This is a genomic window from Streptomyces sp. NPDC006512, from assembly GCF_040611935.1.
Taxonomy (GTDB): Bacteria; Actinomycetota; Actinomycetes; order Streptomycetales; family Streptomycetaceae; genus Streptomyces.
Genome location: NZ_JBEXPG010000062.1, coordinates 17,160 through 30,214, shown reverse-complemented (window position 1 = coordinate 30,214; position 13,055 = coordinate 17,160). Strand labels below are relative to the sequence as shown.

Here is a 13,055-nt window from a genome sequence, read left to right as displayed (position 1 = left end):
GGAGTACGACTGCGTGAGCGAATCCCCCGAGTTGCGGCCGCCGGCGGCGCGGCCTGCGCCGATCGTCCCGTACGCCTCCTACCTGCGTGTTTACGAGCCCCTCGGGGCCTTCGCGGAGCCGGAGCGTACGCACTGGGCGGACTACGCCCGGCGGGGGGTGGTGGCGACGGCGCAGGACGAACTGCGTCGGTCGCTGGCGGACTTGGTGCGGGTTCCGCTGGTCGGGGTTCCGGCGCACGAGAGCGCGGACGCGTTCACCGTGGTGCGGGACGGGGCGGTGCTGGTCTGTCCGTGGCGGACGCGGCTGCGGGGCTGGCTGGCGCTGCGCGAGCTGACGGAGTCGTTCCCGTTGCCGGTGCTGGACGCGGCCCTGCCGGCGGCGGCGCGGCGGCGGGCGGCGCGGGAGTACGAGGCGTGGCGGGAGCGGAACCCGGATGCGCGGCCGTGGATCCGTACGGGGGTCTGGCAGGTGCCGTTGCGCTGGTTCGTGCTGGTGGGGGACGAGGAGCGGGAGTACGTGCCGGGTGAGCGGCTGCGCTACCGGACGCCGATGGTGCAGGCGCGGCGGCGGCTGGCGCGGGGGTTGCGGACGTTACGGGAGGCGGAGGGGTACGGGCCGCTGGCGGAGGGGCTCGTGGAGGTCGGGAGCTGGCTGGAGGAGTTCCATCCGCGGTCGATGGTCGAACTGGATTACGGGGGGCTGCTGCACGCGTTGCCGGCTGACGCGCTGGCGGGCGACCGGTCGGCCCGCGATCTGGCGGCGGGGCTGGAGGCGCTGCGGGCGGGTGACCGGGAGGGGGCCACGGAGGTCTACGCGGAGCTGGCGCTCCGCTGGCGGGCGGTCCGGGAGAGACTGTTCGCGAACTGACGGCGTGCCGGGGGTGTCCTTCGCCACGGCCGTCGGGGCCCCCGTTCGGGCGCGGGGCGTATCGCCCGTATCGGTTGTATCGGCCGATCGGGCATAAGTTGCAGATCAGCGGCTTGATCGCCACATTAGGGTCTTAGTTCCAGGACCTTCGTCCCGATACGGGCCATTGGCCCAAGCGTGACGGACCGCACTATCTACACCCTTGCGCCCTTCCCCTACCCTCGTGCCAAAATAGGACAAGGAGTCCGGGGAGGGTTCCTTCCGTCCAACTAAGGGCGGAATGCTCGGTATTGCACTCTATGGGGGGTCTGACGACTCCTGATCGCTCTGTGACTGATCGTCACAGTGGGGTGACTGTCCGTTATGGGGCGGTCCATCGGCTTCCGCCGCTGATGAACACCTCGGAGGGCAATTCCATCGGTTTGGCCCTTGGGGCTGGACGGATGGTGTAGTTGTAGTGCCGAGGACAAGCCGTTCGTCCTATAACCGACTCGGCCTGCGTATGTCCATTTCGGGCAACGTGGGCCAAGGTGCAGAATTTAGAGGAAAGAACCGAGATGGTTCGGTTCTCCCGAGGAGGCCGCTCATGACCGCTCGCACCCCTGATGCCGAGCCGCTGCTGACCCCGGCTGAGGTTGCCACGATGTTCCGCGTGGACCCGAAGACGGTCACCCGCTGGGCCAAGGCTGGCAAGCTCACGTCCATCCGCACCCTGGGTGGACACCGCCGTTACCGCGAGGCCGAGGTTCGCGCACTGCTCGCGGGAATTCCGCAGCAGCGCAGCGAGGCCTGAGGTCCCGCAGCACCACCGCTTTAACCGGGTCTATATCGGGTCCCCCAATCCGATGAAACCCACAAGGCTTCAAGCGGCTGGGCCTGCCCCAACAGGCTCATCGCCGTTCGATCGCGCTGGACTCCGCCGGGTCCAGCGCGATCTTTTTTATGCCCGGACGGGGCGGTTTCGCGTGGACGTGCGGAGACTGCGGGGGTGGGGTGCCATTGCACATATTAAATCGAGGGGGCGTAGGTGTGCGATAAACGTGCGAGTCTCAAAAACTCGTGTGGTGACTCCCATCACAGTTGATCACTCTTGTACATCCGGCAATGCACCCGTAAGGGGATGTCCACCGCAGAGCAACTCATGCGGACGGGGGATTTTGCCCCGTGCGGGCCGCGCGCGGACCGGGCCCCGCTGGAGGCCCGCTGAGGGCTTCGCCGGGCCGGTCGGGGGGTCGGGGGCCGAACGGGGCCGCCGGGGCGCCCTGGAGGCCCTCCAGAGGCTTCGAGGGTGGCCGGATGATCATGGGGCGGGGCCGGCCGTCCTGCCGCCGCCCGCCCGGCCCCGGGAACGCGTCAGGGCCCGTATCCCCTGAAGGGATACGGGCCCTGACGTTTCTGCGAACCTGACGGGACTTGAACCCGCGACCTCCACCTTGACAGGGTGGCGAGCTAACCAACTGCTCCACAGGTCCTCGTTCGCGGCCGGTTTACCCGGCTGCGAATGACACTGTACAGCAGCTCAGGGGGTGTGGTCTAACCCGATCACGGGGCGAGGGCGTCGACCGCCTTCACGATCCTGTTGTCGGAGATCGGGTACGCCGTCCCGAGCGCGTGCGCGAAGTAGGAGACCCGGAGTTCCTCCAGCATCCAGCGGATCTCGGTGACCTCCTCGGGCACCGGCCGGCCCTTCGGGAGCTGCTCCAGGAGCCACAGGTACTCGTCCCGCATCTCGTGGACCTTCTCCATGCGCGTGGTGTCGCGCTGGGCGCCCGTCGGCATCTGCTGGAGCCGCCGGTCGGCCGCCACCAGGTAGCGCATCAGGTCCGGCAGCCGGCGCAGGCCGGTCAGGGTCACGAAGCCGGCCGGCACCAGCGCCGCCAGCTGGGCCTTCACGTCCGCGACGTTGGCCATCAGGGCCAGGCTGTTGGTCGCCTTCAGCCGCCGCTCGCAGGCCTGCCACGCGGCCAGCACCTGCTGCACCTGGCCCACGGTCCGTACGGTCGTGTCCACCAGGTCGGCCCGTACGGCGTCGTAGAGCTTGCGGAAGCCCGCCTCGTCCCAGGCGGGGCCGCCGTGGTCGGCGATCAGCTTGTCGGCGGCCGCCGTCGCGCAGTCGTCGAACAGCGCCTGGATGGAGCCGTGCGGGTTCCTGGAGAGCGCCAGCTTCGCCTGATTGGTGAGCTTGTCCGAGGCGAACTTCGCCGGGTTCACCGGGATGTTCAGCAGGATCAGCTTCCGGGTGCCGAGCCACATCGCCCGCCGCTGCTCGGCCTCGGTGTCGAAGAGCCGTACGGAGACCGTCGTCCCCTCGTCCACCAGCGCCGGGTACGCCTTCACCGGCTGGCCGGCCCGGCGGGTCTCGAAGACCTTCGTCAGGGTGCCGATCGTCCAGTCGGTCAGCCCGGAACGCTCCAGGGACTCCCCGCCCGCACGTTCGGCCGTCGCGGCGGCGGCCTTGGAGAGGGCCTGGCGGGCCTTGGGCTTCAGGCGCAGCCGCAGGGCTTCCAGGTCCTTGTCCTCGGCGAGGTTCTTGCGCCGCTCGTCCACGATCCGGAAGGTGATCTTCAGGTGGTCCGGGATCCGCGACAGGTCGAAGTCCTCGGCCGAGACCGGCACTCCGACCATCCGGTGCAGCTCGCGCGCCAGGGTGACCGGCAGCGGCTCCTGGAGCGGCACGGCCGTGTCCAGGAAGCGGCCCGCGAAGTTCGGCGCGGGCACGTAGTGCCGGCGGATCGGCTTCGGCAGCGAGCGGATCAGCTCGGTGACGACCTCCTCGCGCAGCCCGGGGATCTGCCAGTCGAAGCCCTCGTCGGTGACCTGGTTCAGCACCTGGAGCGGGATGTGGACGGTCACGCCGTCCGCGTCCGCGCCCGGCTCGAACTGGTAGGTCACCCGGAACTTCAGCTGCCCCTGCCGCCAGCTGTCCGGGTAGTCGGCCTTGGTGACCCCGGCCGCCTTCTCGGTCAGCAGCATCTCGCGCTCGAAGTCGAGGAGTTCGGGCTCCTCGTGCTTCTTGTGCTTCCACCAGGAGTCGAAGTGCGCCCCTGAGACCACGTGCTCCGGGATGCGCCGGTCGTAGAAGTCGAAGAGGGTCTCGTCGTCCACGACGATGTCGCGGCGCCGGGCCCGGTTCTCCAGCTCCTCGACCTCGGTCAGCAGCTTGCGGTTGTCCGCGTAGAACTTGTGGTGGGTCCGCCAGTCGCCCTCGACCAGCGCGTTGCGGATGAACAGCTCGCGCGAGACCTCGGCGTCGATCCGGCCGTAGTTGATCTTCCGCTGGGCGACGATCGGCACGCCGTACAGCGTGACCTTCTCGTACGCCATCACCGCCGCCTGGTCCTTCTCCCAGTGCGGCTCGCTGTACGTGCGCTTGATCAGGTGCTGCGCGAGCGGCTCCACCCACTCGGGCTCCACCTTCGCGTTCACCCGCGCCCACAGCCGCGAGGTCTCCACCAGCTCCGCCGACATCAGGAACTTCGGCTGCTTCTTGAACAGCGAGGAACCGGGGAAGACCGCGAACTTCGCCGACCGGGCGCCCAGGTACTCGTTCTTGTCGGTGTCCTTCAGCCCGATGTGCGAGAGCAGGCCGGCCAGCAGGGAGACGTGGACGTTCTGCTCCGGGGCGTCGGCCTCGTTGACGTGGATGCCCATCGTCTTGGCGACCGTGCGCAGCTGCGAGTAGATGTCCTGCCACTCGCGGATCCGCAGGAAGTTCAGGTACTCCTGCTTGCACATCCGGCGGAACGAGGAGGAGCCCCGCTCCTTCTGCTGCTCCCGGACGTAGCGCCACATGTTCAGGAACGAGAGGAAGTCGCTGGTCTCGTCCTTGAAGCGGGCGTGGTTCTGGTCGGCCTGGGTCTGCTTGTCCGAGGGCCGCTCGCGCGGGTCCTGGATCGACAGGGCCGCCGCGATGACCATGACCTCGCGGACGCAGTTGTTCTTGTCCGCCTCGACGACCATGCGGGCCAGGCGCGGGTCCACCGGCAGCTGCGAGAGCTGGCGTCCCATGGGCGTCAGCTTCTTGCGCGGGTCCTTCTCCGCCGGGTCGAAGGCGCCGAGCTCCTGGAGCAGCTGCACGCCGTCGCGGATGTTGCGGTGGTCCGGCGGGTCGATGAAGGGGAACTTCTCGATCTCGCCGAGCCCGGCCGCGGTCATCTGGAGGATCACGGAGGCCAGGTTGGTGCGCAGGATCTCGGCGTCCGTGAACTCCGGACGGGAGAGGAAGTCGTCCTCCGAGTACAGCCGGATGCAGATGCCGTCGCTGGTACGGCCGCAGCGGCCCTTGCGCTGGTTGGCGCTCGCCTGCGAGATCCGCTCGATGGGCAGCCGCTGCACCTTGGTGCGGTGGCTGTAGCGCGAGATGCGGGCGTTGCCCGGGTCGATCACGTACTTGATGCCCGGAACGGTCAGGGAGGTCTCCGCGACGTTCGTCGCCAGGACGATCCGGCGCCCGGTGTGCTGCTGGAACACCCGGTGCTGCTCGGCGTGCGAGAGCCGCGCGTACAGGGGGAGCACTTCGGTGAAGCGCAGCTTGCGCTTCTCCAGGGCGTCGGCGGTGTCGCGGATCTCCCGCTCGCCGGAGAGGAAGACCAGGACGTCGCCCGGCCCCTCGGACTGGAGTTCGTCGACGGCCTCGCAGATCGCCGTGATCTGGTCGCGGTCGGAGTCCTCGGAGTCCTCTTCGAGGAGCGGGCGGTAGCGCACCTCCACCGGGTACGTACGGCCGCTGACCTCGACGATCGGGGCGTCCCCGAAGTGGCGGGAGAAGCGCTCCGGGTCGATGGTCGCCGAGGTGATCACGACCTTCAGGTCGGGACGCTTCGGCAGCAGCTGGGCCAGGTAGCCCAGCAGGAAGTCGATGTTCAGGGACCGCTCGTGGGCCTCGTCGATGATGATCGTGTCGTAGGCGCGCAGCTCGCGGTCGGTCTGGATCTCGGCGAGCAGGATGCCGTCGGTCATCAGCTTCACGAAGGTCGCGTCCGGGTTCACCTGGTCGGTGAAGCGGACCTTCCAGCCGACGGTCTGCCCGATCTCGGACTTCAGCTCCTCGGCGATCCGCTCCGCGACCGTGCGGGCCGCGAGCCGGCGGGGCTGGGTGTGCCCGATCATGCCCCGGACGCCGCGGCCCAGCTCCATGCAGATCTTGGGGATCTGCGTGGTCTTGCCGGACCCGGTCTCGCCCGCGACGATCACGACCTGGTGGTCGCGTATCGCCTCGGCGATCTCGTCCTTCTTCTGGCTGACGGGCAGGTTCTCGGGATACGTGACCTCCGGCATGCGCGAGGCACGGCCGGCGAGCCGCTCGGCGGCCTTCGTGGCCTCCGCGGCGATCTCGTCGAGCACGGCCTGCTTGGCCTCGGGCTTGCGGATGCGGCGGGCGCCTTCGAGGCGGCGGCCGAGGCGGTGCGCGTCGCGGAGGGAGATCTCACCGAGAAGCGTCTGCAGGGCGGCGAAGGAAGTAGACATACCTGGTCGAGGATCTCACCTGGGCCCTCCGGGTGGCGAACGCATTTGTGCCCCTCCCCGTACCATTTCGGGACGAGTCCCCCGTCGTGCCAGTGAGAGGCAGCCCACCTTGTCCCGCCGTCGCCGTGTGTGCTGCCTGCTGGCGGCGGTACTCGCGGTGCTGCTGGCCGCGGTGGCCCCGGCGGCCGCCGCCCCGGACCCGGGCCGGACCGTTCCGGTTCCGGTCGCCTCGGCGGCCCCGGCCGGCCCCGCGGCACCGGCGGCCTTCGCGGCCCCGGACGGGCAGCGGGGACCCTCCTGCGCCCCCGCCGCCCCCGGCCACGGGAAGACCCCGGCCGTGCCGCCGCGCGCCGGGCAGGACCACGCCCCGCTCCCGGCGGCGCGCCCGGCCCCCGAGGCGGCCCGGCCGCAGGGCACGGTGCCCGTACGGGTCCTCGTACGCGGACCCGGCCGGCCCGCGCCGGACCCGGTGGAGCTCTCCGTGATGCGGGTGTAGGAGGGGCCGCCCGCCGGTCCCGCCCACCACCCGTACCTCTGGAGCACCCGTATGTCTTCTTCCGCCCGCAAGCCCCTGCTCGCCGCCGCCGGAGTGGCCCTCGCCGCGATCACCCTCGGCCTGGTCTCCTGGCAGGCCACCGCCCCCGAGGACAAGCCCCGCGACACCTCCGCCGGCTCCCCCGCGGCCTCCGCCCACGCCGGGCCCCGCACCGGCCCAGCCCCGGAGCTGCTGGCGCTGGCCCGCCGCGAGCCCGGCGACAAGCTCGCGACCGGCCGCGCCGACGCGCCCGTCGTCCTCATCGAGTACTCCGACTTCAAATGCGGCTACTGCGGCAAGTTCGCCCGGGACACCGAACCCGAACTGGTGAAGAAGTACGTCGAGGACGGCACCCTGCGCATCGAGTGGCGCAACTTCCCGATCTTCGGCGCCGAGTCCGAGGCCGCCGCGAAGGCCGCCTGGGCCGCCGGGCAGCAGGACCGCTTCGCCGCCTTCCACGCGGCCGCGTACGCCGACGGGGCCAAGGAGAAGGGCTTCGGCGAAGCGCGTCTGACCGAGCTGGCCCGGCAGGCCGGGGTCCCGGACCTGGAGCGCTTCACGAAGGACATGGCCGGCGAGGAAGCGGCGGCGGCCCTGAGGAAGGACCAGGACGAGGGCTACCGCATCGGCGTCACCTCCACCCCGTCCTTCCTGGTCAACGGCAGGCCGATCGCCGGAGCCCAGCCCCTCGACGCCTTCACCGCCGCCATCGCGCGGGCGAAGACCGAGGCGGGGGCCCGGCGGTGACCGGCATCGGATACCTGGCCGCCCTGCTGGGCGGCCTCCTCGCCCTGCTCAGCCCCTGCAGCGCGCTGCTGCTGCCCGCCTTCTTCGCGTACTCGATCGACTCCCGCTCCCGCCTCCTCGCGCGCACCGGGATCTTCTACGCGGGCCTCGCGAGCACCCTCGTACCGCTGGGCGCGGCCGGCTCCTACGCGGGGCGGTTCTTCCACTCCCACCGGGACGGGCTGGTCCTCGCCGGAGGCTGGCTGATCATCGCGCTCGGCCTCGCCCAGGTCCTCGGCCTCGGCTTCGCCCCCAAGCGCCTGGCCGAGCTGTCCGGGCGGATCCGCCCGACCACCGCCCTGTCCGTCTACGCGCTCGGCGCGGTCTACGGGCTGGCCGGCTTCTGCGCCGGCCCGATCCTGGGCAGCGTCCTGACGGTCGCGGCGGTCAGCGGCAGCCCGGTCTACGGAGGCCTGCTGCTGGCGGTGTACGCGCTGGGCATGGCCGTACCCCTGTTCCTGCTGGCCCTGCTCTGGGAGCGCTTCGACCTGGGCGGGCGGCGCTGGCTGCGCGGCCGGGCCTTCCGGGCGGGCCGCCTCGAACTGCACACCACCTCGCTGCTGTCCGGGCTGTTCTTCATCACCCTGGGCACCCTGTTCCTCGTCTACGACGGGGCGAGCGCACTGCCGGGGCTGCTCGACGTGGACGACTCGTTCGCGGTGGAGCAGTGGGTGGGCTCCGTCGCCGGAGCCGTACCGGACTGGGCGCTGCTGGGGCTGGCCGGATCGGCGGCGACGGCCTTCGCACTGACGCGGTGGCGGCGCGCGGTCCGCGCGGAGCGGCCGCGGCCGGACTCCGAGGTGGCGGAGGGGTGACGCACAGAAGGCCCCGTCCAGAGGACGGGGCCTTCTTCTTGTGGCTGGGGCCGGGGTCGAACCGGCGACCTATCGCTTTTCAGGCGATCGCTCGTACCAACTGAGCTACCCAGCCACGAGACTGTTTCCAGCCTCAGCGAACCTGACGGGACTTGAACCCGCGACCTCCACCTTGACAGGGTGGCGAGCTAACCAACTGCTCCACAGGTCCTTGCAATGTGCGAGAACAAGTCTCGCACACAGGTGTTGCGTACCCCCAACGGGATTCGAACCCGTGCTACCGCCTTGAAAGGGCGGCGTCCTGGGCCACTAGACGATGAGGGCTAAAGGCCCGCCGGGCACTTCTCAGCGCGTCGGGGACGTGAGAAGCATATGGGATCCGGGGAGCTATCGCCAAAACGGTTTCCTCCGGAGCGACAATGGCCGGGTGCTGGAGATGACGCGCGAGGAGTTCGAAGAGCTCGTCGCAGAGGCCCTGGACCGGATTCCGCCGGAGCTGACGCGGCTGATGGACAACGTGGCGGTGTTCGTCGAGGACGAACCACCGGCCGACGACCCCGAGCTCCTCGGGCTCTACGAGGGGACCCCCCTCACCGAGCGCGGCGAGTGGTACGCCGGGGTGCTGCCCGACCGCATCACGATCTACCGGAACCCCACGTTGCGGATGTGCGAGGACCGGGAGAGCGTGGTCGCGGAGACGGAGGTGACCGTCGTGCACGAGATCGCCCACCACTTCGGCATCGACGACGAACGGCTGCACGCCCTGGGCTACGGGTGACCGGACCGGAGCCCGTCGACCCGGACGTGGACCTCCACGTACCCGCCCAGCGGACCGAACCGCGGGGCCGGGTGCTCGCCGCCGTCGCGGCGGGAGGGGTGGCCGGGGCCTGCGCGCGGTACGGCGCGGGGCTGCTGTGGCCGGCCCGCCCCGGGGCCTTCCCGTGGACGACCTTCTGGATCAACGTGGTGGGCTGCGCGCTGATCGGCGTGCTGATGGCGCTGATCGCCGAGGGCGGCCGCACCGCGCACCCCCTGGTGCGGCCCTTCGCCGGGACCGGCGTGCTCGGGGGCTTCACCACCTTCTCCGCCTACGCGCTGGACGTGTCGCGGCTGCTGGACGAGGACGCGGCCGCCGTCGCGCTCGCGTACGCGGGGCTCACGGTCGCGGGGGCGCTGGCGGCGGTCTGGGCCGGGGCGTCCGCGACCCGACGGGCGGTACGGGGCCGGGGCGCCGGCCGGGGGCGGGGATGAACTGGCTGCTCGTGGCCCTGGGCGCGGCCGTGGGCGCACCGCTGCGCTACCTGACCGACCGGGCCGTGCAGGCGCGCCACGACTCCGTCTTCCCGTGGGGGACCTTCACGGTCAACGCCGGCGCCTGCCTGCTGCTGGGCGCGCTGGCCGGGACGGCGCTGGCCGGGGCGGGCTCCTCGCGGCTGGGGCTGTTCCTCGGGACGGGGCTGTGCGGGGCGCTGAGCACGTACTCGACCTTCTCCTACGAGACCCTGCGGCTGGCCGAGCGCGGCCGGTCCCTCCTCGCCGCCGCGAACGTCCTGGCATCGGTGCTGGTCGGGCTGGGTGCCGTGCACCTGGGTTCGCAGGTGGCCCGGCAGCTGTTCGCATAAGGGGCGTGTCTCTTACGGGGTAAAGGGAGTTGGGCAACTTGACCCGCTCATCGCGGACCCCGCCGCCGTGCTCCGGAGGTGCCCCCGTGCGCCAGTTGTCCGCTTCCCTGAGACTGGCCGTCACCGCGCTCGCGGTGGCGGCGTCGGCGGGCTGCATGAGTGTCGGCGAGGACGCCGCGAAGCCCGGGCCGGGCGCACCGGTGGGTGCCAAGGAAGCCGCCGGGACGGGTACGGCCGCGGGCGCCGGGCGGGGTTCCGGCGTCCACGGCAACGGACACGGGGTGAAGGACGCCGCGGGGAACCAGGCGGGCAAGGCCGGCGAACCCGGCAAGGCGTCCGGCGCGACCGGAGCCTCGCCCAGCCCGGGCGCCCCGGCGGGCCGGCCGGGGCAGCCCTCGCCGTCGGCCGGGCCGGGCGGCGGAGCGGGCGGGCAGGGGCCGCAGGAGCCGTCCGGGGGCGGCTCGGGCGGCTCGGGAGGCGGTTCGGGATCCGGAGGTTCCGGCTCGGGGTCGGGTTCCGGCGGCTCGGGTTCCGGTGGCTCCGGCTCGGGTTCCGGGTCGGGCGGCTCCGGGTCCGGCGGGTCAGGCTCGGGCGGTTCCGGCTCGGGCGGTACGGGGGGCTCGACCACCCCGCCCGTCGACCCCCATCCGGAACCTTCTGTGACGGAACCCACTCCGCCCGGACCCGTCGATCCGGGTCCCGATCCGACCGCCGGAACGGGCACCACGCCGTAGTCCCGGGCGGCTCGGGGTGGGGCGGCCGCCCTTCTCCCGGAACCCGCGCCAGAGGCATCGTCCCAGGTCAGAGGCGTTTCTGCGGGAGCGACTTGCCAGACCCCCGGGAGGGTGCGTATGGTTATAGATCGTTTGATCCCATTGCCCGGCGCCGAATCCGAAGAGCGCCGCGTGGCGCGTACTCTCCCTAGCCGTGGCTGACCGCATTGAGGCGGTCGATTTGCGATTCACGGAGTTTGGGCGCGTGCCGAGACTCCGGAAGGTTTCGCATTTCGCATGTCCATTTCCAGTTCTGACCGTTCCGTCATGCCCGAGAACGACTCCAACGAGATCGTCGACGCCGAGACCCTCGCGGTCACCGAGGCCATGGAGGCCATCGAGGCGGAGGAGATCATCGAGGCCCTCGAGGCCGACGTGACCGCCGACAGCTCGTACTCCGACGACGAGGCCGACGCGGCCGACGCGGAGCCCACCATCACCTTCGGCGACCTCGGTCTGCCCGACGGCATCGTGCGCAAGCTCGCCCAGAACGGCGTCACCGCCCCCTTCCCGATCCAGGCCGCGACCATCCCGGACGCCCTGGCCGGCAAGGACATCCTGGGCCGCGGCCGCACCGGCTCCGGCAAGACCCTCTCCTTCGGTCTGCCGACCCTGGCCTCGCTGGCCGGCGGCCACACCGAGAAGAAGAAGCCCCGCGCGATCATCCTCACGCCGACCCGTGAGCTCGCGATGCAGGTCGCGGACGCCCTCCAGCCCTACGGCGACGTCCTCGGCCTGAAGATGAAGGTCGTCTGCGGCGGTACCTCCATGAGCAACCAGATCTACGCCCTGGAGCGCGGTGTCGACGTCCTCGTCGCCACCCCCGGCCGTCTGCGCGACATCATCAACCGCGGCGCCTGCTCGCTGGAGAACGTCAAGATCGCCGTCCTCGACGAGGCCGACCAGATGGCCGACCTGGGCTTCCTGCCCGAGGTCACCGAGCTGCTCGACCAGATCCCCGGCGGCGGCCAGCGCATGCTCTTCTCCGCCACCATGGAGAACGAGATCGGCACCCTGGTCAAGCGCTACCTGTCCAACCCCGTCACGCACGAGGTCGACAGCGCCCAGGGCAACGTCACGACCATGACGCACCACGTGCTCGTCGTGAAGCCGAAGGACAAGGCGCCGGTCACGGCCGCCATCGCCGCCCGCAAGGGCCGCACCATCATCTTCGTCCGCACCCAGCTGGGCGCCGACCGCATCGCCGAGCAGCTCATCGAGTCCGGCGTGAAGGCCGACGCGCTGCACGGCGGCATGACGCAGGGCGCCCGTACCCGCGTCCTCGCGGACTTCAAGGACGGCTACGTCAACGCGCTCGTCGCGACCGACGTCGCCGCCCGCGGCATCCACGTCGACGGCATCGACCTGGTCCTCAACGTGGACCCGGCCGGCGACCACAAGGACTACCTGCACCGCTCGGGCCGTACCGCCCGCGCCGGCAAGTCCGGTGTCGTCGTGTCGCTGGCGCTCCCGCACCAGCGCCGCCAGATCTTCCGCCTGATGGAGGACGCGGGCGTCGACGCCTCGCGCCACATCGTCCAGGGCGCCGGCGCGTTCGAGCCCGAGGTCGCCGAGATCACCGGTGCGCGTTCGCTCACCGAGGTCCAGGCCGACTCCGCGAACAACGCCGCCAAGCAGGCCGAGCGCGAGGTCGCCGACCTCACGAAGCAGCTGGAGCGCCTGACCCGCCGCGCCGCGGAGCTGCGCGAGGAGGCCGACCGCCTCGTCGCCCGTTCCGCCCGTGAGCGCGGTGAGGACCCGGAGGCCGCCGTCGCCGAGGTCGTCGAGGCCGCCGAGGCCGAGGTCGCGGCTGCCGTCGCCGCCGTCGCCGAGCCCGTCGCCCAGGAGCGCACCTTCGAGCGTCGCGACGACCGCGGCAACTTCGAGCGCCGCGACAACCGCCGTGACGACCGCGGTGACCGTGGTGGCGACCGTGGCGGCTTCCGCCGTGATGACCGTCCGTCGGGTGGTTTCCGTTCCGGTGGTGACCGTCGTGATGACAACCGTGGTGGCGGCTTCCGTCGCGACGACCGTCCGTCCGGTGGTTTCAACCGTGATGACCGTGGTGGCGACCGTGGCGGCTTCCGCCGCGATGACCGTCCGTCGGGTGGTTTCCGTTCCGGTGGTGACCGTCGTGATGACAACCGTGGTGGCGGCTTCCGTCGCGACGACCGTCCGTCCGGTGGTTTC

Annotated in this window: 10 protein-coding genes and 4 tRNA genes; 9 read left to right on the top strand and 5 right to left on the bottom strand. The window is 71.1% G+C overall.

Annotation, left to right across the window (positions count from 1 at the left end):
* Positions 1-13: 13 nt before the first annotated feature.
* Positions 14-868 (top strand): hypothetical protein, encoded by an 855-nt coding sequence (locus ABZZ17_RS32245; RefSeq protein WP_356881399.1) that lies wholly within the window; start codon positions 14-16, stop codon positions 866-868.
* A gap of 586 nt (positions 869-1,454) precedes the next feature.
* Complete coding sequence (gene bldC, locus ABZZ17_RS32240; RefSeq protein WP_003949541.1) at positions 1,455-1,661, top strand: developmental transcriptional regulator BldC; 207 nt, start codon at positions 1,455-1,457, stop codon at positions 1,659-1,661.
* Between the two features lie 605 nt (positions 1,662-2,266).
* On the opposite strand, the gene ABZZ17_RS32235 is transcribed toward bldC, so the two are convergent.
* Together ABZZ17_RS32235 and hrpA are read right to left on the bottom strand one after the other, a co-directional pair.
* Positions 2,267-2,340: transfer RNA gene (locus ABZZ17_RS32235), tRNA-Asp, on the bottom strand.
* A 70-nt stretch (positions 2,341-2,410) separates the two neighbouring features.
* Positions 2,411-6,334: an ATP-dependent RNA helicase HrpA gene (hrpA, locus tag ABZZ17_RS32230; protein ID WP_356881397.1), complete on the bottom strand. Its 3,924-nt coding sequence runs from the start codon at positions 6,332-6,334 to the stop codon at positions 2,411-2,413.
* A 109-nt stretch (positions 6,335-6,443) separates the two neighbouring features.
* On the opposite strand from hrpA, the gene ABZZ17_RS32225 reads away from it, so the two are divergent.
* From ABZZ17_RS32225 to ABZZ17_RS32215, 3 genes are read left to right on the top strand one after another with little or no spacing between them, the layout of a single operon-like run.
* Complete coding sequence (locus tag ABZZ17_RS32225; protein ID WP_356881395.1) at positions 6,444-6,830, top strand: hypothetical protein; 387 nt, start codon at positions 6,444-6,446, stop codon at positions 6,828-6,830.
* A 51-nt stretch (positions 6,831-6,881) separates the two neighbouring features.
* Positions 6,882-7,616 (top strand): thioredoxin domain-containing protein, encoded by a 735-nt coding sequence (locus tag ABZZ17_RS32220; protein WP_356881393.1) that lies wholly within the window; start codon positions 6,882-6,884, stop codon positions 7,614-7,616.
* Positions 7,613-8,470 (top strand): cytochrome c biogenesis CcdA family protein, encoded by an 858-nt coding sequence (locus ABZZ17_RS32215; RefSeq protein WP_356881391.1) that lies wholly within the window; start codon positions 7,613-7,615, stop codon positions 8,468-8,470. Before ABZZ17_RS32220 ends, ABZZ17_RS32215 begins: the two co-directional genes overlap by 4 nt.
* A gap of 41 nt (positions 8,471-8,511) precedes the next feature.
* Here ABZZ17_RS32215 and ABZZ17_RS32210 read toward each other — a convergent pair.
* The 3 genes from ABZZ17_RS32210 to ABZZ17_RS32200 all read right to left on the bottom strand — a co-directional run bounded on the left by ABZZ17_RS32210 (position 8,512) and on the right by ABZZ17_RS32200 (position 8,794).
* Positions 8,512-8,585 (bottom strand) — tRNA-Phe (locus ABZZ17_RS32210).
* 22 nt (positions 8,586-8,607) lie between these two features.
* A tRNA-Asp gene (locus tag ABZZ17_RS32205) sits at positions 8,608-8,681 on the bottom strand.
* Positions 8,682-8,721: 40 nt separating this feature from the next.
* A tRNA-Glu gene (locus ABZZ17_RS32200) sits at positions 8,722-8,794 on the bottom strand.
* Between the two features lie 103 nt (positions 8,795-8,897).
* Here ABZZ17_RS32200 and ABZZ17_RS32195 point away from each other — a divergent pair.
* From ABZZ17_RS32195 to ABZZ17_RS32180, 4 genes are all read left to right on the top strand, one after another.
* A complete protein-coding gene (locus ABZZ17_RS32195; protein ID WP_030225620.1) occupies positions 8,898-9,248 on the top strand; it encodes a metallopeptidase family protein in 351 nt (116 codons plus the stop codon).
* On the top strand, positions 9,245-9,721 hold the full coding sequence (locus ABZZ17_RS32190) for a CrcB family protein (protein ID WP_356881389.1): 477 nt from the start codon (positions 9,245-9,247) through the stop codon (positions 9,719-9,721). Before ABZZ17_RS32195 ends, ABZZ17_RS32190 begins: the two co-directional genes overlap by 4 nt.
* The gene (crcB, locus tag ABZZ17_RS32185) at positions 9,718-10,092 is read left to right on the top strand and encodes a fluoride efflux transporter CrcB (RefSeq protein ID WP_356881387.1); all 375 of its coding nucleotides are present in this window, start codon (positions 9,718-9,720) and stop codon (positions 10,090-10,092) included. Before ABZZ17_RS32190 ends, crcB begins: the two co-directional genes overlap by 4 nt.
* 1,010 nt (positions 10,093-11,102) lie before the next feature.
* Positions 11,103-13,055, top strand: a 1,953-nt coding sequence (locus ABZZ17_RS32180; RefSeq protein ID WP_356881385.1) for a DEAD/DEAH box helicase, incomplete at its 3' end; no start/stop codon positions are given.

Bases quoted from the DNA above. Each gene is read 5' to 3' on its own strand.
- bldC (WP_003949541.1), top strand. From the start codon at position 1,455: ATGACCGCTCGCACCCCTGATGCCGAGCCGCTGCTGACCCCGGCTGAG.
- hrpA (WP_356881397.1), bottom strand. From the start codon at position 6,334: ATGTCTACTTCCTTCGCCGCCCTGCAGACGCTTCTCGGTGAGATCTCC.
- ABZZ17_RS32220 (WP_356881393.1), top strand. From the start codon at position 6,882: ATGTCTTCTTCCGCCCGCAAGCCCCTGCTCGCCGCCGCCGGAGTGGCC.
- crcB (WP_356881387.1), top strand. From the start codon at position 9,718: ATGAACTGGCTGCTCGTGGCCCTGGGCGCGGCCGTGGGCGCACCGCTG.